Source organism: Sorangiineae bacterium MSr12523, from assembly GCA_037157775.1.
GTDB lineage: Bacteria > Myxococcota_A > Polyangia > Polyangiales > Polyangiaceae > Pendulispora > Pendulispora brunnea.
This window is the reverse complement of record CP089982.1, coordinates 10,465,279-10,491,196: the sequence shown is the minus strand read 5'-3', so window position 1 is coordinate 10,491,196 and position 25,918 is coordinate 10,465,279. Positions and strand designations below refer to the sequence as shown.

The 25,918-nt window shown below is 64.2% G+C and carries 22 protein-coding genes; 11 read left to right on the top strand and 11 right to left on the bottom strand.

What is annotated here, in order from left to right:
- Nucleotides 1-24: 24 nt before the first annotated feature.
- Nucleotides 25-609 carry a phosphatase PAP2 family protein gene (locus LZC95_41215; protein WXA92857.1) on the bottom strand — a complete coding sequence of 195 codons (585 nt, stop codon included), beginning with the start codon at nucleotides 607-609 and terminating at the stop codon, nucleotides 25-27.
- Between the two features lie 554 nt (nucleotides 610-1,163).
- Between LZC95_41215 and LZC95_41210 the strand changes: the two genes are divergently transcribed.
- From LZC95_41210 to LZC95_41195, 4 genes are all read left to right on the top strand, one after another.
- The gene (locus LZC95_41210) at nucleotides 1,164-1,454 is read left to right on the top strand and encodes a hypothetical protein (GenBank protein WXA92856.1); all 291 of its coding nucleotides are present in this window, start codon (nucleotides 1,164-1,166) and stop codon (nucleotides 1,452-1,454) included.
- Between the two features lie 387 nt (nucleotides 1,455-1,841).
- Nucleotides 1,842-3,236 (top strand): class II fumarate hydratase, encoded by a 1,395-nt coding sequence (fumC, locus tag LZC95_41205; GenBank protein WXA92855.1) that lies wholly within the window; start codon nucleotides 1,842-1,844, stop codon nucleotides 3,234-3,236.
- 111 nt (nucleotides 3,237-3,347) lie between these two features.
- Nucleotides 3,348-6,161, top strand: a complete 2,814-nt coding sequence (gene acnA / locus LZC95_41200; protein ID WXA92854.1) for an aconitate hydratase AcnA — start codon at nucleotides 3,348-3,350, stop codon at nucleotides 6,159-6,161.
- Nucleotides 6,162-6,239: 78 nt separating this feature from the next.
- Complete coding sequence (locus LZC95_41195; GenBank protein ID WXA92853.1) at nucleotides 6,240-6,629, top strand: hypothetical protein; 390 nt, start codon at nucleotides 6,240-6,242, stop codon at nucleotides 6,627-6,629.
- A gap of 176 nt (nucleotides 6,630-6,805) precedes the next feature.
- Here the strand turns inward: LZC95_41195 and LZC95_41190 are convergent, their stop codons facing one another.
- Nucleotides 6,806-7,654 (bottom strand): sulfurtransferase, encoded by an 849-nt coding sequence (locus LZC95_41190; GenBank protein WXA92852.1) that lies wholly within the window; start codon nucleotides 7,652-7,654, stop codon nucleotides 6,806-6,808.
- Nucleotides 7,655-7,725: 71 nt separating this feature from the next.
- On the opposite strand from LZC95_41190, the gene LZC95_41185 reads away from it, so the two are divergent.
- The 3 genes from LZC95_41185 (at nucleotide 7,726) to LZC95_41175 (ending at nucleotide 10,632) form a co-directional block, all read left to right on the top strand.
- Entirely contained in the window at nucleotides 7,726-8,979 is a 1,254-nt protein-coding gene (locus tag LZC95_41185; GenBank protein WXA92851.1) for a hypothetical protein, read from the top strand.
- A gap of 122 nt (nucleotides 8,980-9,101) precedes the next feature.
- The gene (locus tag LZC95_41180; protein ID WXA92850.1) at nucleotides 9,102-10,073 is read left to right on the top strand and encodes a fatty acid desaturase; all 972 of its coding nucleotides are present in this window, start codon (nucleotides 9,102-9,104) and stop codon (nucleotides 10,071-10,073) included.
- A 28-nt stretch (nucleotides 10,074-10,101) separates the two neighbouring features.
- The gene (locus LZC95_41175; protein WXA92849.1) at nucleotides 10,102-10,632 is read left to right on the top strand and encodes a PA2169 family four-helix-bundle protein; all 531 of its coding nucleotides are present in this window, start codon (nucleotides 10,102-10,104) and stop codon (nucleotides 10,630-10,632) included.
- Between the two features lie 15 nt (nucleotides 10,633-10,647).
- Here the strand turns inward: LZC95_41175 and LZC95_41170 are convergent, their stop codons facing one another.
- Together LZC95_41170 and LZC95_41165 are read right to left on the bottom strand one after the other, a co-directional pair.
- Nucleotides 10,648-11,211 carry a Uma2 family endonuclease gene (locus LZC95_41170; protein WXA92848.1) on the bottom strand — a complete coding sequence of 188 codons (564 nt, stop codon included), beginning with the start codon at nucleotides 11,209-11,211 and terminating at the stop codon, nucleotides 10,648-10,650.
- Nucleotides 11,212-11,241: 30 nt separating this feature from the next.
- Nucleotides 11,242-12,198 carry an MYXO-CTERM sorting domain-containing protein gene (locus LZC95_41165; protein ID WXA92847.1) on the bottom strand — a complete coding sequence of 319 codons (957 nt, stop codon included), beginning with the start codon at nucleotides 12,196-12,198 and terminating at the stop codon, nucleotides 11,242-11,244.
- Nucleotides 12,199-12,247: 49 nt separating this feature from the next.
- On the opposite strand from LZC95_41165, the gene LZC95_41160 reads away from it, so the two are divergent.
- Nucleotides 12,248-12,595, top strand: a complete 348-nt coding sequence (locus LZC95_41160) for a hypothetical protein (protein ID WXA92846.1) — start codon at nucleotides 12,248-12,250, stop codon at nucleotides 12,593-12,595.
- A gap of 61 nt (nucleotides 12,596-12,656) precedes the next feature.
- Here LZC95_41160 and LZC95_41155 read toward each other — a convergent pair whose 3' ends face one another.
- The 3 genes from LZC95_41155 to LZC95_41145 form a co-directional block, all read right to left on the bottom strand.
- Nucleotides 12,657-14,507 (bottom strand): OmpA family protein, encoded by a 1,851-nt coding sequence (locus LZC95_41155; protein ID WXA92845.1) that lies wholly within the window; start codon nucleotides 14,505-14,507, stop codon nucleotides 12,657-12,659.
- Nucleotides 14,508-14,667: 160 nt separating this feature from the next.
- Nucleotides 14,668-15,543 (bottom strand): hypothetical protein, encoded by an 876-nt coding sequence (locus tag LZC95_41150; protein ID WXA92844.1) that lies wholly within the window; start codon nucleotides 15,541-15,543, stop codon nucleotides 14,668-14,670.
- 3 nt (nucleotides 15,544-15,546) lie between these two features.
- A complete protein-coding gene (locus tag LZC95_41145) occupies nucleotides 15,547-17,067 on the bottom strand; it encodes a VWA domain-containing protein (GenBank protein ID WXA92843.1) in 1,521 nt (506 codons plus the stop codon).
- 118 nt (nucleotides 17,068-17,185) lie between these two features.
- Between LZC95_41145 and LZC95_41140 the strand changes: the two genes are divergently transcribed.
- Nucleotides 17,186-19,090, top strand: coding sequence for a hypothetical protein (locus tag LZC95_41140; protein WXA92842.1), 1,905 nt, complete (start codon nucleotides 17,186-17,188; stop codon nucleotides 19,088-19,090).
- A gap of 264 nt (nucleotides 19,091-19,354) precedes the next feature.
- Complete coding sequence (locus tag LZC95_41135; protein ID WXA92841.1) at nucleotides 19,355-20,365, top strand: diguanylate cyclase; 1,011 nt, start codon at nucleotides 19,355-19,357, stop codon at nucleotides 20,363-20,365.
- Between the two features lie 13 nt (nucleotides 20,366-20,378).
- On the opposite strand, the gene pepQ is transcribed toward LZC95_41135, so the two are convergent.
- From pepQ to LZC95_41120, 3 genes are all read right to left on the bottom strand, one after another.
- The gene (gene pepQ / locus LZC95_41130; GenBank protein WXA92840.1) at nucleotides 20,379-21,743 is read right to left on the bottom strand and encodes a Xaa-Pro dipeptidase; all 1,365 of its coding nucleotides are present in this window, start codon (nucleotides 21,741-21,743) and stop codon (nucleotides 20,379-20,381) included.
- Between the two features lie 1,478 nt (nucleotides 21,744-23,221).
- Nucleotides 23,222-23,929, bottom strand: a complete 708-nt coding sequence (gene aqpZ, locus LZC95_41125) for an aquaporin Z (protein WXA92839.1) — start codon at nucleotides 23,927-23,929, stop codon at nucleotides 23,222-23,224.
- Nucleotides 23,930-23,972: 43 nt separating this feature from the next.
- The gene (locus LZC95_41120) at nucleotides 23,973-24,500 is read right to left on the bottom strand and encodes an AgmX/PglI C-terminal domain-containing protein (GenBank protein ID WXA92838.1); all 528 of its coding nucleotides are present in this window, start codon (nucleotides 24,498-24,500) and stop codon (nucleotides 23,973-23,975) included.
- Between LZC95_41120 and LZC95_41115 the strand changes: the two genes are divergently transcribed.
- Nucleotides 24,499-25,197, top strand: coding sequence for a phospholipase (locus tag LZC95_41115; GenBank protein WXA92837.1), 699 nt, complete (start codon nucleotides 24,499-24,501; stop codon nucleotides 25,195-25,197). The two genes, LZC95_41120 and LZC95_41115, sit on opposite strands and share 2 nt — an antisense overlap.
- Here the strand turns inward: LZC95_41115 and LZC95_41110 are convergent.
- Complete coding sequence (locus LZC95_41110; GenBank protein ID WXA92836.1) at nucleotides 25,184-25,912, bottom strand: hypothetical protein; 729 nt, start codon at nucleotides 25,910-25,912, stop codon at nucleotides 25,184-25,186. The genes LZC95_41115 and LZC95_41110 overlap by 14 nt on opposite strands.
- Nucleotides 25,913-25,918 lie beyond the last annotated feature (6 nt).

Sequence of the window (25,918 nt, the reverse complement as noted above, 5' to 3'; positions counted from 1 at the left end):
TCTCAACCCCGGATGCATTGCCTCCTAATCTGCACCGGGCACGTCATCACGCGCAAGCTTCGTCGCGTAGACGTACCCCCCTACGCCGCCCAAGCTACCGCCGAGTACCGCGCCCATCAGCACGTCCCCGGGAAAGTGCACCCCCAGGTACACGCGCGAGTAGCCGATCAGGACGGCCAACGTCATCATCGCCGCGGAAATCCCGTACATCGCCATCGCAACCGCGGGCTCCCTCCGCGCCCGGAACCACGCCACGGTGGAAACGAACGCGGCCGTTGCAAACGACCCAGCCGAGTGCCCGCTTGGGAAAGAGAAGTCCGTCGGTGCGCCATACAGCGGGTGCACGCCCGCCAGAGCTACGATTGGTCGAGGCCGCCCCACGGCCGCCTTGAGCGAAAACACCATCACCGCGGTGGCCAGCAAAGTGACCGTCAGCGCGAGCGCCCACTTTCGGGTGTTCACCCGCGCAAGAAGCGGCACCAGCGCAAACATGGTCCAGCCACTCCCAAGGATGGACGCCGCAATCATCACGGGGAGCAGCTGTCCCGCTCCAGTTGCGTCATAGCAGAACCGGAAGATTCGTTCGTCGAGGGTCAGAATCGGCAGCATGTCGGGGCACTCTTACGGTGCACCCCACGCCATCCCCCTGCAACTCCCTCAACCTTACAATTCCCCAAGCTTGACCTGGTCGCTCGGGCTGGTCACTCGACCCACCGCTGGCGACAGCAAAGCTGAAGGGGGTGGGTCAGCCGTTACCCAGCTCATGGGCATATTGTGGCCATTTGCCACAACCATTGGTAACCGTCGGGAAACATTCGCTTTCCATGACTGGTCTGCCAAAGTCGACTTTTAGCCTTCGGCTGTGTGCGTCATTTTCCCACTTGCTGTCGCACACGCTCGAACTGCGTGCAGTTTCCAGCGCTTAGTTAGCCCGTTCAATCGGTTGGGATCGTACGCCGCATTGGGGCAATCGAAGCTGACGCATTTTGACCCGTGGGGCGAAACGCTACACATCAGCTCCGGGACGGTCACGCTCCAGAATCGGCCTAAAGCAGGGGTATCTCGGCGTTCTTCAGCTCTCGAACGGACCTGGCGCGGTCTCTGCTTACGGTCGAGCATCCCCTGCAAAGGGGGGGACGCCATCTTCAGGAGGAGCATTGCCCATGATTCACGACGACGACAACGCCACTCGCGAAACCACGACCACCACGACGGAAGCCGCCGTCGCACCGTCTTCCGAGGTGCAGACGAACGGCGAGCCGCCGCGTCGTCGTCGTGGATTTGCCGCGATGGATCCGAAACTCGTGAGCGAGCTTGCGAGTCGCGGGGGAAAAGCCGCACAGCGCGCAGGGACCGCCCATCGTTTCAACAGTGAAGAAGCACGTGTTGCAGGTCGCAAAGGGGGACAGGCTACAGGGGCCAAGCGCCGCGCCAAGGCGGCTGGGAGCAACTAACGCCATCTAATCTTCCTCGCGTGTCTCCGCTGCCCGCCCGCTCTCCAGATTAGTGAGCGAGCGGCGGAACGTGCGAAAACGTCGCGGGGCGTGGTGCAAGCCATCACGCCCCGCTGGCATTTAAGGTGCCCGAAAACGCCCACCGCTCCCTCGTGGAGCGGCATCTCCGGGCACCCGGTCGTCGCCGAAGACGCCCCGCCGACCAAGGTCGGTGCGTGTGCGAAGCGGCCGAGACGCCGCGGCTTAGGCGGCCCCGACGCCGCTATGCGGACCCCACATCACCGCCCTCGGACCCTGCTCGTACCACCCACGTACCACCCGCGTACTAGCCGGGATGCGCGCACGCGTCATCGGTGGTATGTCCGGGGCGCCAATCGGAGGAAAAGCATGCAAGACAGCGGTGTTCGCGTCGAAACCGACAGCATGGGGCCCATCGAAGTGCAGGCCGATCGTTACTGGGGCGCGCAAACCCAGCGATCCTTGCAAAACTTCAAGATCGGCGGACACAAATTTCCGCGCGCCGTCATTCGCGCCTTCGGGATCGTGAAGAAAGGCGCTGCGCTCGCCAATCGAAAGCTGAAAAAGCTCGATGACGAGAAAACATCACTGATTGTGCGGGCTTGCGATGAAGTGATCGACGGCAAGTTCGATGACCACTTCCCGCTCGTCGTCTGGCAGACGGGCAGCGGCACCCAGTCCAACATGAACGCCAACGAGGTTATCTCGAACCGCGCCATCGAGTTGGCGGGGGGCGTCATTGGATCGAAGAAGCCCATTCACCCAAACGATGATGTCAACAAGTCGCAGTCGTCGAACGATGTCTTTCCGACGGTGATGCACGTCGCCGCCGCGTGGGAGGTGCGCAACACACTTCTACCGGCCGTGCAGAAGCTGCGCGCCACGTTGGAGGCCAAGTCGAAGGCCTTCTCGGACATCGTCAAGATTGGCCGTACGCACTTGATGGATGCCACGCCGCTCACCCTGGGGCAGGAGCTCTCGGGTTACGCCGCGCAACTCGCGTATGCCGAAAAGGTCATCACGCTCGCCGAGGATGGCCTCTTCGAACTGGCCCTGGGTGGGAGCGCGGTCGGTACGGGCCTCAACACGCACCCGGATTACGCCGTCACTGTTGCGCAGGAAATCGCGACGCTGACCGGCCTTCCGTTCCGTACGGCGCCGAACAAGTTCGCGGGCCTCGCGGCCCACGATGCGATTGTCGCGGCCAGTGCCGCCACGCGCAACCTGGCCGTCGCATGCTTCAAGATCGCCAACGACGTGCGCCTCCTCGCGAGCGGCCCGCGCTGTGGCATCGGCGAGATCCGCATCCCCGAGAACGAGCCGGGAAGCAGCATCATGCCGGGCAAGGTCAATCCGACGCAGGCCGAGGCCATGACCATGGTGTGCACGCAGGTCTTCGGCAACGACGCCGCGGTGGCCTTCGCGGGCAGCCAGGGGCACTTCGAGTTGAACGTCTTCAAGCCGGTGATGATTCACAACTTGCTCGAATCGATCCGTTTGATCTCCGATGCGCTCCATAGCTTCAACGACAATTGCGCGATTGGCATCGAACCGAACCGCGAGGCGATTGCGCGCCATCTGTCCAATTCGCTCATGCTGGTGACCGCGCTCAACCAGCATATCGGCTACGACAATGCCGCCAAGGTTGCCAAGCTGGCGCACCAAAAGGGAACCACGCTGCGCGAGGCCGTGGTCGAGCTGAAATTGCTCACGGCCGCCGAGTTCGACGAAAAGGTGCGCCCGGAGAAGATGGTTTCTCCATAAGCCGCGCAATGGTCATTTCCGCAGGGCCACCACCCGACAAAGACACGAAGTGGCCCTAAGAACGAATCACGGGAGCGTACCTTACAAATTACGGATTTGAAGGAGCAGGCGATGTCAGCGAACAGCTTTGGCAGTCAATCGATACTCAAGGTCCACGACGAGGAATTCACGATTTACCGTTTGAGCGCACTCGACGCGAAATTCCCGTCGTGGCAACAGCTCCCGTACGCGCTCAAGATCCTCCTCGAGAACCTGCTCCGCACGGAAGATGGAATCGCCGTCCGGGCCGAGGACATCGAGGCGCTGGCCACGTGGAAGGCGAAGGCCGAACCCAATCGGGAGATTGCCTTCACCCCGAGCCGCGTGCTCCTTCAGGACTTCACCGGCGTTCCCGCCATCGTCGACCTCGCGGCCATGCGCGATGCCATGCGCAAGATGGGCGGCGATCCCAAGAAGATCAACCCGCTCCAGGCCGTCGAGTTGGTCATCGACCACTCCGTGCAGGTCGACTCGTTCGGTACGAACCTGGCGCTCAAGCAGAATGCCGACTTGGAGTTCGATCGCAACCACGAGCGCTATCAGTTTTTGCGTTGGGGCCAGACGGCGTTCTCGAACTTCCGCGTGGTGCCGCCGGACACCGGCATCGTGCACCAAGTGAACCTCGAGTACCTCGCCCGCGTGGTGTTCACCACGAAGGACGTAGGCAAGGACGGCAGCAAGCGCCCCGCGGCCTATCCGGATACGCTCGTCGGCACCGACTCGCACACCACGATGATCAACGGCCTGGGCGTGCTCGGGTGGGGCGTCGGCGGTATCGAGGCCGAAGCCGCGATGCTCGGCCAGCCCGTGTCGATGCTCATTCCGCAGGTCATCGGCTTCCGCCTCCATGGCCAGCTGCCCGAGGGAACGACGGCGACCGACCTGGTGCTCACCGTCACGCAGATGCTCCGCCGCAAAGGCGTCGTCGGCAAGTTCGTCGAGTTCTACGGCGAAGGCCTGGCGGCACTGCCGCTCGCCGATCGCGCGACCATCGCCAACATGGCGCCCGAGTACGGCGCCACCTGCGGCATCTTCCCCGTCGATGAAGAGACGCTGCGCTACCTGCGCCTCTCGGGCCGCCCCGAGTCGCTCATCGCGCTCGTCGAGGCGTACACCAAGGAGCAGGGGCTCTTTCACACGAAGGACACCCCCGCCGCGCAGTACACGGACACGTTGGAGCTCGACTTGCGCACGGTGGAAGCCAGCCTCGCCGGCCCCACGCGCCCGCAGGATCGCGTGCGCCTGAGCGACGCCAAAAAGTCGTTCGACGACGCGCTCAAGGTCATGCTCGCCCGCACGCAGCCGACGGTGCCGGACAAGCAGATGGCCGCGCTCAAGACGGAAGGTGGCGGTGGTGCCGCGGTCGGTGCGAAGGTCTCGGCCACCGAACCGGCCATTCCCTTGCCGCCCGAGAGCAAGACGGAAATCGAGCAGGCGGTGCAGGAGCTGCAGCACGGCGCGGTGGTCATCGCGGCCATCACGAGCTGCACGAACACCTCGAACCCGTCGGTGCTCATGGCCGCGGGTCTGCTCGCGAAAAAGGCCGTCGAACGCGGCCTCACCGTGCAGCCGTGGGTCAAGTCGAGCCTCGCGCCAGGCTCCAAGGTCGTCACCGAATACCTGACGCAGGCCGGTTTGCTTCCGTACCTGGAGAAGCTGCGCTTCAACGTCGTCGGCTACGGCTGCACCACGTGCATCGGCAACAGCGGTCCGCTCCCGCCTCCGGTCTCCAAGGCCATCGAGGAGGGGAATCTCATGGTGGCGGCGGTCCTCAGCGGCAACCGCAACTTCGAGGGCCGCGTGCACCCGGAGGTCCGCGCGAACTACCTCGCATCGCCGCCCCTCGTCGTGGCCTACGCCTTGGCCGGCCGCATGGACATCGACCTGACGCACGAGCCCATCGGCGAAGATCTGCAGGGCAAGCCGGTGTTCCTCGCGGACATCTGGCCGTCGCAGAAGGAGATTCAGGACACGGTGCTCGGCGCCGTGAAGTCGGGATCGTTCCAGAAGGTGTACGCCGAGGTCTTCGCCGGCGACGAGCATTGGCAGGGCCTCAAGATCCCCGAGGGTGATCTCTATGGCTGGGACGACAAGTCGACCTACGTGAAGCACCCGCCGTACTTCGTCGACCTGCCGGAGAAGCCGGCACCGGTGATCGACATCCGCGGCGCGCGCGTGCTGGCGCTCCTCGGCGACAGCATCACGACGGACCACATCTCCCCCGCCGGCAGCATCCGCAAGGATGGCCCTGCGGGCAAGTACCTCATCGAGCACGGCGTCGCCCCGAAGGACTTCAACTCGTACGGCGCCCGCCGCGGCAACCACGAGGTCATGGTGCGCGGCACCTTCGCGAACATCCGTCTGCGCAATCAATTGGCGCCCGGCACCGAAGGCGGCGTGACGCGTCACCTGCCCGACGGCGAGCCGATGAGCATCTACGATGCCTCGGTGCGCTACCAGAAAGAGGGCACCCCGCTCATCGTCCTCGCGGGCAAGGAATACGGGTCGGGCTCCTCGCGTGACTGGGCCGCCAAGGGGCCGAAGCTCCTCGGCGTTCGCGCGGTCATTGCCGAGAGCTACGAGCGCATCCACCGCAGCAACCTGGTGGGCATGGGCATCCTGCCGCTGCAGTTCGGCGCAGGCGACAGCGCGCAGTCCCTCGGCCTCACCGGCGAAGAGGTCTTCGACATCGACGGCCTCGCCGCCCTATTGGCCACGGGCTTCGCGAACGGCCGCGAGCTCACCGTGAAGGCCAAGCGCGCCGACGGCATCGTCCGCGAGTTCGTCGCCACGGTGCGCATCGATACGCCGCAAGAGATCCACTACTACCAACACGGCGGCATCCTCCCGTTCGTGCTGCGGCAGCTTCTCGCGACGAAGAACTAAGCCCATCGCGCCAATCGACGGCGCGTGTGATGGATGGACCTCCTTGCTCCCAATTCGAAGGAGAGCAAGGAGGTCGAGATGCAACATGGATTCAAATGGACCGCGACGCTGATCCTCATCGGCGTCGCCGGGACCGTCGCGTGTAGTTCGGGCGAGTCGGGTGCAGCACCGGAGGATCGCGCGAGCGACTCGCTGCGCAGCGAGGAGCCGTCGCACGAGAGCCCCACGCCGGGTGCTCAGGCTACGGCGGCGGAAGACCCTGATCCGACCTGCGGGCAGCTTGGCCAGCCCTGCTGCGATTGGTCATGCGATGCCGACTCCGGCGCGCGATGCCACCCATCTACACGGACGTGCGAATTTGCATGTGGATTCCGCGGGGAGGCGTGCTGCCGCGACGCGAGCGGCGTTGGCCACTGCTACGACGACAGCTCCTGCAGCTGGAGTCCGCCCCCTACGCAGTGCCGCTGAGTAGCTTTTTCCACTCCGGTTGCGATTTTCGTTGATTAATACGCTTCAAGTAAGTCCATGCGTGGCAATTCTCCACACTAGTTATCCACAGGATATGCGCTTCCTGTGGAGAAACCCGATGTAGATATGTCACTTGCAGTGTGCAAGTGACATATCCCAGCGGACTCGACGGTGCTTCAGCCGTCGCCCTTTTGCGCCGGCAAGCTCGGGTCGCGGGCCCAGTCGCTCCAGCTTCCTTCGTAGAGCTTCACCCGATCGAATCCCGCCAATTCGAGCGCAAGCCAATCGTGGCATGCGGTGACGCCGGAGCCGCAATACACGATGATCTCTTTTGCGCGGTCCGCGCCCAATGCCTCGTAGTGCGATCGCAATTCCGCATTGCTGCGGAAGCGACCGTCGCGCACGTTGAGCGACCACGGCGCGCTCTTCGCGCCCGGAATGTGCCCGGGGCGCGCATCGATCGGCTCGAGGTCGCCGCGGTAACGCTCGGCCGCGCGGGCATCCAGAATGAGCGAATCCCCACGCTCACGCGCCGCGTCCACGTGCGACTTGTTCACGGACACGATGCGCGGATCGGGCTTCGCTTCGAAGTCACCGCGCGCGATGGATGGCACCTCGGTGGTCAGCGAATGCCCCGCCGCCGTCCACGCGGCAAGCCCGCCATCGAGCACCGACGCCTTCGTGTGACCGAATCGTCGCAGAAGCCACAGCAGCCGCGCGGCAATCGAACCGCCCGCATCGTCGTACGCGACGACGTGCGTTCCGTTCGAGACGCCGGCCGCGCGCATCGCCTCGGCGAACTTCTCGGCGCTGGGAATGGGATGGCGTCCCGGACCTTCGTCCGCGGTGATGTCTTCCAACGCCACGAACACCGCACCGGGAATATGCCCGCGCCCGTATTCCTCGCGCCCGTCTTTGCCTTGGAGGTACCAGCGCACGTCGATGATGCGAACGGAAGAATCCTTTGCTCCTTCATCGGAGAGCCAACGAACATCGGTTAGGTTTGCCGCGCGAACGTCTTTCATTTCATGGCCTCGAGTTCGACATGGTTAGCCGCAACGCGGCGGCATGATACGGTCTCTCGCAGGGGTCACTCATGAGGTATCTCTACGGCGATTCGGCTCCGTTCCCCCACACGTTCAACTTTCTCGCTACGCTCGAGAGGTTCATGGCGGCGGCCACCAAGGTGGTCAAGCTCGAATCCGAGGCGCGCAACCTGGAGAGTACGACGGCCGCAGCGGCAGCGGCACGCGTCAAATCCCTCGACGAGCTCGAGACCTTTCATGAATCGGTGATTGCCGGCATCCAGGAGAGCGCACGCCGCGCGACCCAACGGCAGACCGCGGAGTACGCGCTTCAAGTCGTCGAGCATGCCGTTCGGCTTCTCGACGATGCACGCCGCACCACCACCGCGGCCAACGACCGCGAGCAGGCTCAGGTGCGTGCCGAGGTCGAACGCCGGCGCGGTGAAATTCGGCTCGCGCTCGAGGGCTTCCTCACCACGGGGCGCCTGCCCATTCTCGATGCCGTCATCAAGACGCGGTGGGACGGGCGCTACGTCATGTCGTGCGTGCTGACCAACCCCGACGGCATCGTTTCCTTCTACGAGCTGGGCGCATCCAAAGCCGATGCGAAGTGGCAGCAGCCTCGGCGTGTGGGCGATTTCGCCCAGGGGGTAAACCTCATGGTCGGCGTGCGAAAGAGCCTCTTTCGCCGATCCTCGCAGCCCGAGCTCGTGCAGGTCGACGAGTACCTCGTGAGCAGCTTCGACCTCACCGATTCGACGGCAGAGATACGCCTTCGCCGCAAGATTCACGAACGCGATGCACTCGTCTTCACCATGCGCCGCGATGGCAGCGAGCTCGCCGCCGAAGTAAGCCACCCTTCCGAGGAGGGCCCCGAGGCACTGCCCGCGCCCGTCGACACCGGCGACAAGATGCACCTGTCGCGTCTCTGGCAAAGCCTCCGCGCGGCCGTGGATCCCATGTTGGAGCAGCGCGAGAAGCTCCTGGCGCTCAAGCTCGAGGGGGAGGACGTCTTCGAGAACGATCTCGCCATCATGCTCATCGAGCGCGTGGTGCGATTCCTCGGCCCCATGGTCGCGGAGATCTCGCGGCGCAGCCCCAACCCGCGCGAGCTCTCACTCAAGATGGAGAACGACGCGGGCCGGCGCGAGGAGGTTTACGTGAAGAAAGAAGACCTCATCGCACATCTCGCAGGCATGGGTGAGCGCGAGCTGTCCATCTTCGCGCCCCTCGGATTTTCGCCGCCGCCGAATTCCATTGCCGGTGGCGTGCCCTCGAGCAACGCGGGCGCCGTCGAGATTCACTTCGACGACTGGGAAAAGTAGCGTACTGCGAAATTCATTTCGCTCTCACGTTGCCACTTTGGCGTGATGATCTCGTGACGCGCGCGTCCTCGCCATGCGTGGCCGAAGAGGCTATGCTCCGCGCGAACTTAACCGAGGTTTGGATGCTACCGCGTAACTCCGCCGACTATCGCACGATTCTCTGGGTTTTGGCCATGCCCGTGGTGGCACTGGTCCAATATCGAAACCCCGAGCTGATTCCCAAAATGTGGTGGGTCAGCGTTTATTTCGCCGTGGCGGCCGGTGTCATCGCGCACAACCACAACCATGTGCCGACGTTCTCGAGCAAGCGTGTCAATTCGATCTTCTCGAATTGGATCTCGTTCTTCTACGGCTATCCCACCTTCGTGTGGATCCCCACGCACAACTTGAATCACCACAAGTACGTGAACAAAGTGGGCGACGCGACGATCACCTGGCGTCACACGAACCGCAACAACGCCTTGGTCGCCATCACGTACTTCTTCGTGACGTCGTATTACCAATCGTTCCCGATTGGTGAGTTCATCAAGAAGGCCAAGAAGAACAACCCGAAGCTGTATCGACAAATTGTCACGCAGTACGTCGTCTTCTTCGGCGGCCATGCCACCGCAATCAGCGTTGCGTGCATGATGCACGGTTTGAAGACCGGCCTTTACGTTTGGCTGTGCACGTTGGGCGGCCCTGCGTTGTTCTCGCTCTGGACGCTGACGTTCTTCAACTACGGGCAGCACGTTCACACCGATCCTTGGTCGGCGCACAACCACTCGCGCACGTTCGATGGCTGGCTCCTGAACTTCCTGCTCTTCAACAACGGTCTCCACACCGCACACCACGAGAGCGCGAGCACGCATTGGAGCGAGCTGCCCGCGGCGTATGCGAAGATCAAGGACCAGATTCACCCGGAATTGCGGGAATCGAATTTCTGGTGGTGGGTTTTCCGGCAGTATTTCCTTTCGATCGTGGTCCCCAGCGTGGGCAGCAAGCAGATTGGCCGCGCGCCGTTCGATCCCCCGACGGGCGAGAAGGTTCGCAAGGTTCGGTCGGAGTCCGTGGGTGAAGCGGTCGAAGCCGGTATCAACGCGCAGATGATCTGAGCAGGCGCGGAGCGATCGGGTCGATTTCGTGGCTGAGCTACGGCTTGGCTTGCGCGGGCGCGTGAGCGGCACCAGGGTGCTGCACATGGTCGTACCCACCACCGACACGGAGCTCGTCGTCACGCTGAATCGGCTGATTGTGGCCGACTACGACGCGATCGAAGCGTACGAGGCGGCCATTCCGCGCCTTTCCGTGGACGAGGACCGGAGGACATTGCGGCGTTTCGTCGAGGATCATCGGCGGCACATCGACAAGCTCTCGGTTTTCGTGCGGCAAAACGGCGGCCGCCCAGTCGATCATGCCGATTTGCGCCGCATCGTCGCCAAGGGCAAAGTCGTCATCGGCGGCTTCATGGGCGACGATGCCGTGCTCGGCGCCATGTGCAGCAACGAGCAGGAGACGAACGACGTCTACGCGCGTGCCAGCACGGGATCCTACGTGCAACCGCTCCGCCTGCTTCTCGCGCGCTACCTCGACGACGAGCGCCAGCACCGCGAATGGCTCGAGCGCCGCATCATCATGACGCCGAAAGGCGAAACGATTCTGCCCTGCCTCTAGCGGGCTACGGGTGAGCTAGCGCTCCCAAAGTCGCTCGAGCTTGAGTTCGATGGAGTCGAAGGGCTCGGCGCGAACGACGGCGTCCTCGGACCAGGTGCCGAGGAGCATCCACCGCTCGTGCTCCGCGCGATATACCTCGAGCGTGTGTAGGCCAGGATCGATCAACCAGATATGGTGCACGCCCCATCTCAAATAGAAGGGCATCTTCTTCTCGCGGTCTTTGACGGCGGTAGAAGGGGAAAGCAGCTCGCAAACCCAGTCCGGGCAGACATCGATGTAGGCTGCGTCGGGAAGCTCCGGCATATGCTCCCGCCGCCATCCTACCGTATCGGGTACGACAATCTCGCCACTGGGCGCATGAAGCTCGGGCTCGGACAAGATGATCCATCCGCCGGGGCCGCCATCGCCTATGTCGAATGGGCCGCCAAGAATGGTCTGCAGTCGCGAACCGGAGCGCGCGTGCCTCGCTCGCGGTCTCGGTTGCGTGTACAGCACGCCTCCGAGGATCTCCCCAGTCATCCCTTCCGGGAGTGCGAGGATATCCTCGTAGGTTGCGATTTTCCGCACCGGGTCACCCATACGCTCATTATAGCGCGATAGCGCGCCGAGCTACCGCTGCTGGGTGCCCTCGTCTTTCTTCGCGTTGCGCGTGCGGCGTCGCGTGAAGAAGGCGAAGAACCCGCCCACTGCGAGCAGGCCGCCAATCGGTAGCGAGTCTTCCGACGGCACCACCGAGCAGTCGCAGCCGCCACCTTCGAGCGACGTCATGTAATTGCCGTCGTTGTCGTTGCCGCCCGCATCGTTGCCGCCGCTGCCCCCATCGCCACCGTCGCCGGCGTCGGCACGAATGCTACCGTCGGCCGCATCGGCGCCGCCGTCGCCCGTGCTGCCGTCACCGGTGCTGCCATCGCCCGTGCTGCCATCCTCGACGCTGCCGTCGCCGGTGCTTCCGTCCTCGACGCTGCCATCGCCGGTGCTTCCATCTTCGACGCTACCGTCGCCGGTGCTGCCGTCGCTGACGCTACCGTCCCCCGCGCCGCCGTCATTTCCGGCATCGCCCGCGTCCACACCGCCATCGGTGCCCGGCACGCACTGGCCGGTGCCACCGCCGCTCGCGTTGCACACGCTGCCGGGCGGGCACGCGTTCGGGCTGTTGCCGCGGCAACCGGGCAAACAAACTTTGACGGTGTCTTGGCAAACGCGGCCCGCGCCGCAATCTGCATCGGAGTTGCATCCGCAGCTCGCTTGCGAGCTCGCCCCGCCTCGGCAGATGGGGCCATTCTGGTTCGTCGCACAATCGTTGTTCGCCCTGCATTGCACGCACGTCTGCGTTCCTGTGTCGCAGACGGGCGCGCCGGTCGAACAGTCGGCGTTGGTCTGGCACTCCACGCAACGTGCGAACTCGGCCCCGAGCACCTCGCACTTGCTGCGAGGCCCGGCGCCCGAGCAGAGCAGCGGAACATTGAGGCAGCTATGCCGGCATTGCCCAATTTCACCAGCCGCGCCGATGCATGCCGCGCCGCCGACCTCGGGACAGCCATTGCGTCCACCTGCGCCGTCGTTCACGCAACCTGCTCTGCAGTAGGGCGCCGAGCCCTCGGCAGGGGAGGGGCGCGTGCATACCCGTCCCGATGTCTCGTTCCCGCACTCGGCGTCCTGCGTGCAGCCGCAGATCCCGTACGCGGTGAGGCACTTTGGCGTCCGACTCGTCGTCCCACCGCAGTGGCTGTCATTTGAACACTGCGAGCAGACACCGGCGTTGCAGTGCGGCGTGCTCGGTGTTCCCGTGCATTCGGCATCCGTGGAACACACCGCGGCGCGTGCCGGCGTGGACATCGTGAACGAAGCTGCCGCCACGGCGAAGGCGGCAGAAAGCGCGATCCAACGAGAAGACATCGTTACCTCCCTACTCGAAGTGGTTCTGCTCCCCGCGCCAGCGCGCGAGAAGGCAAACGGGGGTTAAAGAGAAAAGTCCACTCCGGCTTCCAATGAAGCCGAAGTGGACTTTAACACAACCGCGCGAATTACTTCTTCTTCTTCGGCGCCTTGGGCGCCTTCTCAGCCTTCGCGGGTGCTTCCGGGGTCTCCTCGATGTGGAATTCGACGCGGCGATTGTTCGCGCGGCCTTCTTCCGTGTTGTTCGTGTCGATCGGCTTCTCCTGGCCCCAGCCCTTCGCGATCACGCGCTTCTTGTCGATGCCGTGATCGGTGAGCCATTTGGCTACCGAGGCCGCGCGCTTCTGACTCAGGGTCTTGTTGTAGGCAGCCTTGCCGGTGTTGTCGGAGTGGCCTTCCACGCGGATCTTCTTGATCTCCGCGTGCTCCTTCAGGATGGCCAAGACCGCGTTCAGAATGGCGTCGCTTTCGACGATCGTCGCGCTGTTCGTCTTGAACTTCACCTGCTGGATGATCTTGATCTGACCCGCTTCGATGCGCGCGGCGGGGCAACCGTTCTTCTTCGGATCGGGATCCGAGGGGCCGGGTTGATCCGGGCACGCGTCCAAGTTGTCGACGATGCCGTCCTTGTCACGATCGGGCGGGCAGCCGTTGGTCTTGGGATCGCTGGTCTTCACGCCGGGCACGTCGACGCACGCGTCATCCTTGTCGTAGACGCCGTCGCCGTCCTTGTCGGGCGGGCAACCGTTGGTCTTGGGATCGTTCGTCTTCACGCCAGGTACGTCGATGCAGGCGTCGTCCCGATCGTAGACACCGTCGCCGTCCTTGTCGGCCGGGCAGCCGTTGGTCTTGGGATCGTTCGTCTTCACGCCGGGGACGTCAGGGCATGCGTCCTCACTGTCCACGATGCCATCGCCGTCGCGATCGGCCGGGGCAACCACGGGCGGGCAGCCGTTGGTCTTGGGATCGTTCGTCTTCACGCCGGGCTGCGTCGGACACGCATCCTCGCTGTCCGGCACACCATCTCCGTCGGAGTCTTCGGTGTAGGCGGGCATCCACTCGATGTTCAGCAACCCGCGAACCTGCGGAGAGCCCCACCCGCGCGAGCCGGCGAACACGCCGGTGCCGACGCCGGCGCCGAATCGGAAGTCACCGGCCGTGTAGTGCAGGCCGAGCATGACCTCCGCGGGCGTCGTCCGCTTCTTGAAGAACGACTTCTCGTCGGTGACCACCGTGCTGCCATAGAGCTCGGGACCGATGAGGAGCTTCTTGTTGGCCAATCGAAGACCGGCCGACACCGCGCCGAAAAGCTCGCTTCCGAGCCTCTTTCCCTGCACGAACTCGTCATCGAGCGGGCGGTAGTTGAAGCCGGCCTTCACGGCGTACGCGAAGAGGCCGATGTCGCCAGCCACGTTGACGTGCGGCTGCACACGGATCTTTCCGTCGCTCGTGTAGTTCTCCTGATCACCCGTAGGCAGGTACACGGAGGCACCGAGGGCTGCCGTGATCGGCCCGCCGTAGCGCCCGAAAAGTCGCAGGTCGGCGCTGAGGCGCAGATCGCCCAGGGCCGACTCCGGCGGGGTGAACGTGCGTCCGTTCGACGTGATCCTGTCGCCATTTTGGTAGGCGGCGATGGGTAGATTGACGCCAAGACGAATGCGCTCGGCCAAGGCGAGTGATCCTCCGACGTGCACGAAGAACTGGTTCTCGACGATGGAACCGATCTCCTTGTCGTCATTGGCCTTGTCGTACACCGCCAGGGGCTTGTACCCCCAGTCCCCCACGACGCCGAAGGCCGGTCGGACCTTCCCCCTCATGTCGAGGGTGTCGAGGACGAACCATTCGCTGCCGCGCTCCGACGGGTCGAACCGATCGAGTGCGAAGCCTTTGGCCTGGGCGGCAGCGGGCGTGGAGTAGGCGAGACCTGTTAACAGCAGCGCGAACGACGAAACAGTGGAAGCAAGGGAACGTAGTCGCATGTTCCTCCACGAGGGGGATGATGAACCCCGAGCCTGGTATGAAACTGCTTGAGCGACCTCATGGGGAGTGTAGCTCGGGGGCGACGATATTATGCAACTACAAAAATGTCATGTTTATGGCTTTATGAAGGTGAATATCCCCTGATATCCGCTTATTTTCTCACGGTTTCGTGACGCCTTCACGCACCTCCACGAGCGCCTGGCTGGCCTCTTCCAGCGACTCGCCAACCGTATCGACTCCGCGGAGCGCGGCATCGTCCAGCCCAACGGTAGCGGCATGCACCGTATCGACCGCGGTATAGGCTCGGGTGAGCGCGGCCACGTGTTCGGAAATTCGATGATCGAGCATCTCGACCACGGCAGCCTTCGTGGTGTCTTTGTCATCCGCCGAGGGCGCGTTTCGTTGAAGGCGGCCGCGAGCTTCGGCGAGCCGTAGCAACGAGCGCCACGTCTGCGAAACGCGCCGCGCGGCATCGCGCTCGAGCGGCGCATCGCCCGCCGTGCGCCGAAGCTCGGCGCCGCGGCGAAGGACGTCGGCGGTGGCGATCGGAGCGACTGCGGAGAGATCGCGCGACCACGCTTCGAGCGCGTGCGCGGTGGGATCGTCGGCCTCGATGAGCAATGGCAACAAGACGAGAACCGCGGCCACGACGATGGCCACCGCCCGCACCTCGAGGTGCGCAGTGGCATACGCCGCCGAGACCGTCCCCGCGAGCGCACCACCGAGAAGCGCTCCGCCGACGTGGATCACGCGCGCGCCGGATTCACGCACGCGCGACGTTCGCTCGGCGTACACGAGGGCCGTGAGCACGGCCGCACCGATGGCCGGCGAGACGGTGCCGAGCACGGAGCCGCCGAAGGCTCCGATGGCGCCGAAGCCGGCGGCCATCGCGTTTGCACTCTCGCTGGCCGCCCAGGCGAGAAGGACGCCCATGGCCACCAGCAGGAGTGAACCTCCCACGTGGCCCAATCGTTCCGCGAGCGGCGCCGACGCGAAGGTGATCGCGGCCAGGCCGAGAAAGAGCGCCTTCTTCATGGTTCAATGAGCCTTTCGTGCCATGTTGCGGGCCTCGTCTTGCACGACGCTCTTGGACAGCTCTTTGGCCTCGATGCTGGACGGCGCAAAGCTTTGGAATCCCTTCTTGGCGCGCGCGTACGAGTCCACCTGGCCCGCCAGCGCGGCAGCAACAGGGGCCGGGGCCGCGGTGGCCGCCGCTTGCAGGTGGACGATGCTCTCGTCCACCAGCGCCTCGGCCTTGCGCACGTCGCCGCGGTTGTACGCCTCGGCGGCCTCCATCTGACGGCGCGAGGCCGTCACGCTGGCTGCGCTCGCAAGCACCGTGGGATCGCGCCCTTTTTCCACCTCGGCGGGGTCGTTCGTGGCCACGACGGTGAGCGGCGCCACGTCGACGTCGGCGTGTTCGCCACCGACGCGATCCCAAGCTGCATGCGTGAGGAACTTCATCGCATCGCTCGCCTCTGCCCCATTGCTCTCCATTTCGAGCACGACGCGGCGCTCGTCGCCCGCGAAAAGGGAACCCAGTTTGAGCTCGATTTCGCCATGGCCGAGCGTGCGTGCGTCGGCGCCCGAGGCGCGCTGGAACGTGACGCCCTGCGGAAGGGTGACGCGCACGGTGGCGTTTTCCACCACGGTCTTCGCGGTTTCGTCGAGCTCGCGCTTCAAGAACGTCGCGAGGGCGGGGGCGTCTTTCACGAAGCCAAAGTTGCCGTGTCCGCGGCTGGCCACGCTCGACATGTAGCCCTCGTCGAAGTCCAAACCGATGCCCAACGACGACACGACGATGCCGCGTTCGAAGCTGTTCGCCGCGAGCCGTTCGGCTTGCGCACGGGTCGAATCGAGACCGTCGCTGACCAGGATGATGCGCCGCACGCGTTCACTCGAGCGCGAACCCACTTGGCTGAGGCCGAGCGACAGGCCGCGCGGGATTGCCGTGCCGCCGTCCGCGTCGAGGTTCTTCACCCGCGCGATGGCCGTCGCGCGCACCTCGCTCACGCGTCCGAGCGGCACCACCGTCGAGGCTTCGTCCGAGTAGCGGACGACCGCGAGCTCGTCGGCGTCGTCCATCTGGCGGATCAACTTGATGACCGACTCCTTCGCCTGCTCGATCTTGTCGCCGCTCATCGAACCCGAGGTATCGAGCACCACGGCCATCGACAGCGGCGCGTGCACGCCCTTTCGATCCTCCTTGTCGGCGCGGACCAGCAGCTCGCCGTACAGCGTCTGGCGCGCATCCGCGAGCGCCTTCGAATGGCTCAGGGCAATGGATCCATGCGCACCCGGCCCCGAAAAGGTGGCCGAGTTGCTACCCGTCGGGGTGGAGACGGGCAGCTTCGGAAGCTCCGTCTCCGTCAGGACCGGCGGGACGATTCGGGGGATGCTGGGGGCCGCACCCACACCATGGGGCGCGCGGAAGAGCACCAAACCGCCGGCGGCAAGCACGACCGCGCACGCGGCCAATCCGCGGCGGGCTCGCGTCGAGCGCCCGAACGTATTTTTGGCAAAAGACGACCCTCTCCGTAACCACTGGGGCACAGGCATGACACGCTCCTTCGACTTTCGGCTTTGAAACGTGCGACCGCGAAAAAAGATCTGCTCGACCGCAACGAAGTTTTGGACGAGGACGGCCCATAGAATGTTGCGTTAGCGTGGATCTCCAATGCGTTTCTGGACCGCGCTTCTTTGCCTTTCAGCCTTGTGCGGGCTCGCCTCCACCACGTGCCGGCCTGCCGCGGAATCGCGGGTGCCCGCGCACGCCGCGGGGCAGGGGCATTCCGTCGCGAGCAATGTGACGCGTGACGATTACGCGGGAAGTGCGGCCTGCGAGCCCTGCCATGCGGACATCCACGCAGCGTGGCAGGCCTCCGCGATGCATCAGATGACCCGCCCGGCCAAGGACGCGCGCATCTTGGCACCGTTCGATGGCACCGTATTTCGGTTCAAAGAGGATACGGCCCGTCTCGATCGCGTCGGGGGCGAGCGCTTCGTCTCGATCGCGTCGCCGCGTTATGGAGATCACAAGTACCGTGTGACCAAGGTCATCGGCGGACACTACCGCGAGGACTTCGCCGGCGTGGATGTGAGCCGCCCCTCTGCGTTGAAAGTCGGGCCCGGCGAGCCGGGCACCTCCGGCGAAGAGCTCGTGCTTCCCGTCTCGTACGTCTACAAGCGCAAAGAGCTTCGCTACAAAGGTTATTCCGTGATGCTGCCCGAGCGCGATGGTCTGCGCGCGGGGCCGGTCTGGCAAAAGACCTGCATTTTCTGCCACAACACCGCGCCGTACCTTTCGAGCTTCCTCGGTGCGATCGCGGGGCCGGCGGCGCGTGGCTACCAAGGCGAGGTGGTCGATCCGCTGCTCCCCAAAGAGAAGCGCTGGAACTTCGTGGTCACCGACGACGCAGCCTTTCGCCGCGCGCTCGCGAAGGAGGTCGACTTCCTTCACGGAGGTGCGCCGCTCGCGGCGCCCGACTTTCAACGCAGCGCTGCGTCCGGTGAATCATGGGACGATCTGGCACCGCCGCAGGCCGCGGCCCGCGCGGTGGTGGCTACGCGGGAGAACTTCGGTGAGCGCCATTTGATCGAGGTGGGCATCGGCTGCGAGTCGTGCCACGGCGGCTCCAAGGAGCACGTGTCGAACCCGCGCGTGCACCCCACCTTCGAACCGCGCGCCTCCTTTCTTCGCATTGCAAAACCGGGCGGGCCGCCGAGCCGCGAAGAACTCGTCAATCGCACCTGCGCGCGTTGCCATCAGGTGCTTTTTTCCGGCTACGCGCACACCTGGGAGGGCGGCACCCGACAACGCCGAGCCGTGAATGGCCCAGGTGGCAGCAACATCAACAGCGGCGAGGCGCGCGATATGCTTCTCGGAGCGTGCCGCGTCTCGTGCGTGCCCTGCCACGAGCCGCACACGCGGGAGAGCGGCGGTCGCACGCGCGAGCTCGATACCGCGCACTCGGGCAACGCCATGTGCACCTCGTGCCATGCCAAGTTGGAATCACGCGATGCCTTGCGCGCGCACGCGAAGCACGACCCCAATGGCGAGGGCGGGCGCTGCATCGCGTGCCATATGCCCAAGAAGAACATGTCGCTCGATGGCACGCTCACCCGTTATCACCGCATCGGCTCACCGCTCGATCCCGTGCGGGTGGAGCGCGATCGGCCCCTCGAATGCGCGTTATGCCATACCGAAAAAAGCGTGGCGACGTTGCTTTCGGACATCCAGCGGCTCTACGGAAAGCGCTTCGACGAAGGGCGCCTTCATGCGCTGTATCCCGATTGGACGCAAAATGCCCTCATCGCAACTTTGGAATCGGGTAAGCCGCACGAGCAGGCCGTGGCGATGCACCTCCTCGGTGAAATGCATTACCGAGATGCCGCGCAATCGATTGCGCGGCAGATGGTTCATCCCGTCCCGATCGTGCGTGGATATGCCGAGCGCGCTCTCGAGTCCATCTTGGGGTCGAGCTCGCCGGTCGACCTGCACGCGGACAATCTCACCATCGAGGCGGCCACACGTGCGTGGCTGGCTGCACCTCCCAAATCGGGTGCGACCAGCGGGCGCTAATTCCATATTCCCGGATGAAACGGAAAGCGGAATTGGTGGCCATTTTGCCACGTGAGTACGGGACCGGGTCCGCATTTTGCCACGGTGGGATTACGTGTGGAGAGGTCGCGAAATTCGCACATGCCCTCGGGAACCCCGTAAATTGACAATGTTTTTCGCGGCCCAGCTTGTCCGCCGCCGAGCGGATTGCGGTTTCTGAGCGCGCATACCGTTTGCAAAGGCTAGCGGCCAAGTCGGGGGGGAAATCCGGCGGTATTTCCACCTATGCTTTCACCCATCATCCAACGAGCGGACGCCGAGCGCATCCTCTCGAGCGACGACGCAACCCACAGCCGCGTTCAACTGTCGGTGCCTCCCGTAGGTGCCGTACTCGTCGTCGATGACGACGACGCTGCGCGTTGGCTTGTCGTTCGTGCGCTCGCGCGTAGCGGCATTCAAACCTTCGAGGCCGTCGATGGTAAGGAGGCTGTCGAGCATGTTCTGGCCAAACCAGAGCTGATCGACGCCATCATCCTCGACGTCATGATGCCGGGGCTCAATGGCTTCGACGTCATTCGCCACATCAAACGAATTCCCGCGGCGGCCACGACGCCCATCATCCTGGTCACGGCGAGTGCGACCGAGGAAGATGACATCGTGCGTGGTGTGGAATACGGGGCGATCGACTACATCATGAAGCCGGTCTCCACCGCGGTGCTCACCGCGAAGGTGCGCGCGGCCTGCGAGCGCTCACGGGCCGAACGGCGCCTGCGCTACGATCTGCGCTTCGCCGAGCTTCATGCGATGATCGATCCGTTGACGGGTCTGTTCAATCGACGGCACTTCGAGGCGCGCATCCGCGAAGCGTCGGCGTATTCGAAGCGGCATGATCAGCCGTTCTCGATTGTCATGGTCGACCTGGATCATTTCAAATCGGTCAACGATACCTATGGGCACGAGACAGGCGATCATGTGCTCACGCAGTTCGCAGCCGCCGTGCGCTCCGTGCTGCGCGGCGAGGATGTGGCTTTTCGCTACGGTGGCGAGGAGTTCGTGCTCTTGCTGCGCGCGTGCGATGCGGAGCGCGCCGCCGACGTGGCCGAGCGTCTGCAAAAGAAGCTTCGTCAGCGGCCGTACCTGTTTCGAGATGGCACCTCGCGCGTCATCACGTTCAGCGCGGGTGTGGCAGCCGCGCTCCCGAGCGAAGGCTATGGAAGCGCCGAACTCGTGAGCCGCGCGGATGCGGCCCTTTACCGCGCCAAAGCCGCGGGCCGGGACCGCATCGCCTACTGGTGAGCCTCCAATCGCGCTACGAAAGCGCCTCCGCGTAACCCCCCCCAAGCGGAAGGTGTTCTCGGGTGAGGTTGAGCACTGGGGCCTTGGCATCCTTGCTGAGGACGACGACGTTGTCCTCGATGCGCACACCACCGAGCGGTGCCAATTCGTCCACGAGGCGGAAGTCGACGAGGGACGCGTCCGGGCTCTGGCGAAGCTTCTCCACGAGGGCCGCGATGAAGTAGATGCCCGGCTCCACGGTGAAGACCTGACGTTCCGCGATGGTCGAGGTATTCCGCAAAAACGGATTCTCCGGCTTCGGCTTCGTCGTGGCGCAACCCACGTCGTGAACTTGCAGCCCGAGCGAGTGCCCCAGGCCGTGCGGATAGAAGGTCCGCGTGATGCCCTTCGACACGAGGGCGTCGACGCTGCCGCGCCCGATGCCGACATCGCGCAGAATGGCCGCGACCTGCTGATGCGATTCCTCGTGCAACGCCTCGTAGCCCGTGCCGAGCTTCACGGCATCACAGAGTCGCTTCTGCATCGCCTCCACGCCTTCGATGAGGCCGCGATAGGCCGACGACGTGGCGCCGGTGCCCTTCACCCAGGTGCGCGTGATGTCCGAGCAGTACCCCTGGTAACTTGCGCCCGCATCGAGCAAGAGTGACTCGACGTTGCGCGAGACGGCCCACTTGTCATACGCGATGTGGTGCAGCACCGCGGCGTGCGGTCCGAGGGCGACGATGTTCTTGTACGGCGTCTCCGGATCGTCCTGTCCGGTGGCGGCCAAGTAGAGCAAGTGCAGATCGAGCTCCGAGCGATCCGAGCTTCGGAAAGCCTGAAACACGGCCCGATGGCCGACGGCCGCGCGCCGGTTCGCTTCTCCGACGCATGCGATCTCGTAGTCGGTCTTGATGGTGCGGAGTTCGTCGAGCGCGTCGACGAGCTTCTTCGGGTTGGTTCGCTCCGCATCGAAGCCCCATGCCGCAGCGCGCGCGCGGTCGTCGCCGACGAAGGCGATTTTGCCCGATGTCGGCAGCAGCGCTTTGACGCCGTCCGCACCTTCGGGCTCGACGATCTTGATGACGTGTGTGAAGTGATCCGTCTCGGGCCGGGGCGCGATTTCCCACATCGTGGTGGAGCGCGTCCAAATGAAGACCGGCGCCTTTCCGACTTGCAGCACGATGGCACAATCCGGCTCGCACACGGGCACCCAGTGCTGGAAGTGCGGTGTCGGGCGAAGAGGCCAATACTGATCGTCCACCAGGCTTTTGAGCTGGAGCGTTCCCGAGTGAATGACGATGCCGTCGAAACCCGCCGCCGTCAGCGCTTTGCCGTAGCGCCGGCTCAGGTCTTCGATGTGTTCACGATAGAGGCTGGTCAGGGAGGTGGAGTCCACGCCTCCAGCTTAGCGTAAGATCCGCGTCCGCGTGCAGCGCGCACCATTCCAACTCGAGCGCGGAAATCCGCACAAAAATACACGGGGGCGGTCCGGTATTTAGCCGAATCGCCCTCCGAGGAAGCTCGCGGGGGTCGGTGATGATGGCCAACATTGCAGCAACATGTTTCCACGTTGCGAATTTGGGGGACGCCAGGGATCGCTCGTGGGAGCCACCATCGGTCCGACCGTCTTTCTTGCTTGCTGCGAGCGCCCGTGCTCGTTGTTTTCGAATCGTGCGATTCGAAGGGGCCGCGCGCTTCACGGCGCACGAAACCCGCCTCGGCGGTTCGTGGGGCGGCCACGATGGTTGTTCGCCATCGTGGCTCGCCCGTTCACGACTTCGGCGAGGGCACCCCGTCATCCTCGGGCACGTGCCCTCGGCCAAGAGAAGGCACGTGACTTGATGAGCGTCCCACGCTGCTTCGTGGGTCGCCGTTTTTTCCAGAGGACCGAGGTCGTTCGCGGGGAAAGCTCGTGAAAGCCTTCACCGTGAATGACCAGGGAATGCCTTCCCTCGGCCGATATGGAATTTGCCCTTTGGGGGAGGGACTTCCTGTTCCGCCGAGTTCTGCAACGCGAGCGAGGGGAAATTCCCCTTGCTCAGCGACGCACGGGACGACCATGTGAACCGTTGCACCAGCTCTCTGCGCGACCACACGATGTTGCGTACCGTTACATACGAAACATTGCCCAATAGGGTCGCGGAGCCAAAGTTGCCATTCGGAATGCGGGGATTACGAACGGCCCTTTTGGCAACTTACTTGGATTGTGCATTCGAAACGAAGGACGAAACATCCGTTCCCCTCGTTGCCAATGCATGCGCACCGTCATGAATTTTGGATATCGATTTCGATCCTCGTGACCTTTCGGAAACGAATCCGAAACAACGGTCCAAAATCGATGAAGTGCTTGCGGCCGAGCCGGAAGTCGCCTGTATGACCCGATGGTCTCGCTCCGCCCATCCCAATGCAAAAACGATGGAATGGATGGACGACGCGATTCCATGCGTAGCCCGATGGTTCGGTCCCTCGCCGCGATTCCCTTCAGGAATGACGGGTTGGAGAATGCGAACCATCGCAGCGCCCCGAACAGCCACTACGAACAACGGCTCATTGGTCTTGTGGTACCGCGAACTTCTGAGTGCACTTATCCAATAAGTGCCCGATTGGTGCAACCCAAAAAGTCAAGATAATGGCTTTTTTTATTCCGCAAGTTCTCCACAAACTTGTCCCCAGGTTGGGAGAAAAGGTGGGGCGATGACGAAAAAGCCCGAGAGATCCGCGGGTTAGTCCCGGCACGACCTCCGTGGGGCCTTTTCGTCATCTCCAGGAAAGTGCGTTTGAATCAATGCAAAGTACTGCGATTGTTTCGAATGTGTAGATTGCAACTCTTCGAAAAAGGCAACTCCGCTAGGTGCGCGCCAACGAAGCTATTTTTCATTCCGCTGGCGCGGCTTTGGGTTTCGGCTGTGCTTCTTCGATCGCGCGATAAGTCAGTGCGCCAAAGATGGCCCCGACGATGGGGGCGACGATGAAAAGCCACAGTTGCTCGAGCGCCCAGCCGCGAACGAACAGCGCCGGACCGATGGATCGCGCTGGATTGACGGAGGTATTCGTGATCGGTATGCCGACCAGGTGAATCAGCGTTAGCGCAAGTCCGATCGGAAGGCCGGCAAAGCCGACGGCGGCGCGTTTGTCGGTCGTGCCGAGTACGACGAAGAGAAGGAGCGCGGTGAGCACGATCTCGGCGAGCAGGCCTGCCAGCAACCCATAGCCACCCGGCGAATGATCGCCGTAGCCATTGGCCGCGAGGCCCTCTTTCAGATCGTAGCCAAAATCGTGGCCGTTCGCGATCGCGTAGAGCACGCCCGCGGCGACGATGCCGCCCAGGATCTGCGCCACCACGTAGCCCGTGAGATCTTTTTTGTCGTGCCGGCCCGCCACGATCAGCCCCACCGTGACGGCGGGGTTGATGTGGCAACCCGAGATCGGCCCGATGGCGTAGGCCATCGTGAGGAGCGTCAGACCGAACGCGATTGAGACGCCGAGAACACCGACGTTCTTCGCGTCGAGTACAGCGGTCCCGCAGCCTCCGAAAACGAGGACGAATGTTCCTATGGCCTCAGCCACGTATTTTTTCTGCATGGTCCGCTTTACCGCGGACGCGCGCCAAAGCAAAAAATGACGGCTACTTTTTCCCGTACGTCTTGCTGACGATGACCGTCTTGGACTTGCATAGCGCGCCGTCGAACGGGGTGTCACGCACCGCCTTCACCATGCATTGCACCACGCTGTCGCCCAATTCGGATGTGCCGGAAGGCTTCACGGATGTGACCTTGCCCGTGGTGTTGATGGCTACCTGCACCCGCACGGTGCCGGAAAGGTCCGGGTTCTTCTTTTTGCCTTCTTGGTAACACTTGTTGAGCAGCGGACGGACTTTCTCCTCGTAGGGAAGCGCCGCCTTGCTGCACTCGTCCGGCACGTCGGAGCCGGTGGTGACGGTTCCCGCCACGGACGGTTCGGTGGAAGGCGCGGGCGGCTCTTCCGCCTTGGGCGCTTCTGCCGCAGAAGCCGCAGCGGGCGGCGGGGGCTCGGCGGCGGGCGCCCCGGCTCCCGTTTGCGGGGCCGGTTCTGCAGGAGCCGGTGGTGGCGTGGACCCTCCGCAGGCCGAAAGAGCTGCAAGAATCAAGAACAGAGAAGGTAGTCTGCCGCTCATGAAAGAGAGCACTGTAGCAGGACTCAAGGTTCGGTGGACCGGCGGCGACGACGGCCACGGCGGCGGGCAGGGCCCGCTGGTGATCCTGCTGCACGGCTACGGTGCGCCCGGCGACGATCTCGTGCCCCTCGCGCGGGAAATCCCCGCACCGCCGGGGACGCGTTTCGCCTTTCCCGAGGCGCCCAAGTCGCTCGGTCCGCAGTTCGACGAAGGGCGCGCATGGTGGGACATCGACATCATGTCCTACCAACTCGCCGTCCTCGCGGGCCGCACCCAGGAGCTCACCGAGCTCGTTCCCGACGGCCTCACCGACGTGCGCGTCCGCGTGACCGAGTTGCTCACCGGGCTGTCGAGCGCGAACGACGCACCCGTGGTGTTCGGCGGATTCTCCCAAGGCGCGATGTTGGCCCTCGACGTGGCGCTCCACTGCGACGTCCCGCTGGCGGGCCTCGCGCTGCTTTCGGGCACCATCATTGCGCGCGGGGAGTGGATGCCGCGCCTTGAATCACGCCGCGGGCTGCGCGTCGTTCAGAGCCACGGCACGCAAGATCCGATTTTGCCCTACGAGGTGGCCGAGGAGCTTCGCGAGGTGCTGCGGGCCGCGGGGCTCGACGTCGCATGGGTGCCCTTCCGCGGAGGTCACGGCATCCCGCCCGGAGCGCTCACCGCGTTCGGCTCACTTCTCAGTCGCCATTAGGCGTCATTCCGCCCCAGGGAAGGCATAGCCCGCCCACGCACCGCGTGGAGTTGCCGCATGGGCGGCCGCACCCGCCGCAGTGCTTCGCGTCCTCGAACACCGACGTCTCGCAGCCGTTCTGCATGTCGCCGTCGCAGTTGGCGAAGCCGGCCGAGCACGCAATGCCGCACGTGCCCTTGTCGCACGCCGCGGAGCTGTGCGGGCCCGATGGGCAGGCGGTGCAGGAATCGCCGCACGCGGTGGCATCGCTCGGGCCGACGCAGCGTGCGCCGCAGGCGTGGTAGCCCGTTGCGCAGGCGACCCGGCACTTACCCTGGTAGCAGAGCGCCTCGCCATTCTGCGTGGTCGGGCAGGCGTGGTTGCATTCGCCGCAGTTGGCCACGTTGGTCATGGGATCGACGCATTGCAGATTGCAAATGGCGAGGGCCTTGTCCGGACAGCCGTTTAGGCAAGCGAAGCGGTCATCCCCCACCGCAGCGCAGACCGCATTGGCGGCGCCGCAGCGCACGTCGCACGCGCCGCAGTGGCTCGCTTCGGAGAGGCGCGCTTCGCAGCCGTCGCGCGGATCGCCGTTGCAATCGGCGAAGCCTTTGGCGCAGGCACTGCCGTGCGTGCTGCTCTGGTCGTCCTCGAGAAGCTCCCCCTTCTCGTTGCCGAGCACGATGTTGCAGCCGAGGACCAGGGTGAGCGAGAAGACGGCGTAGATCCCCCGCATCGGCGC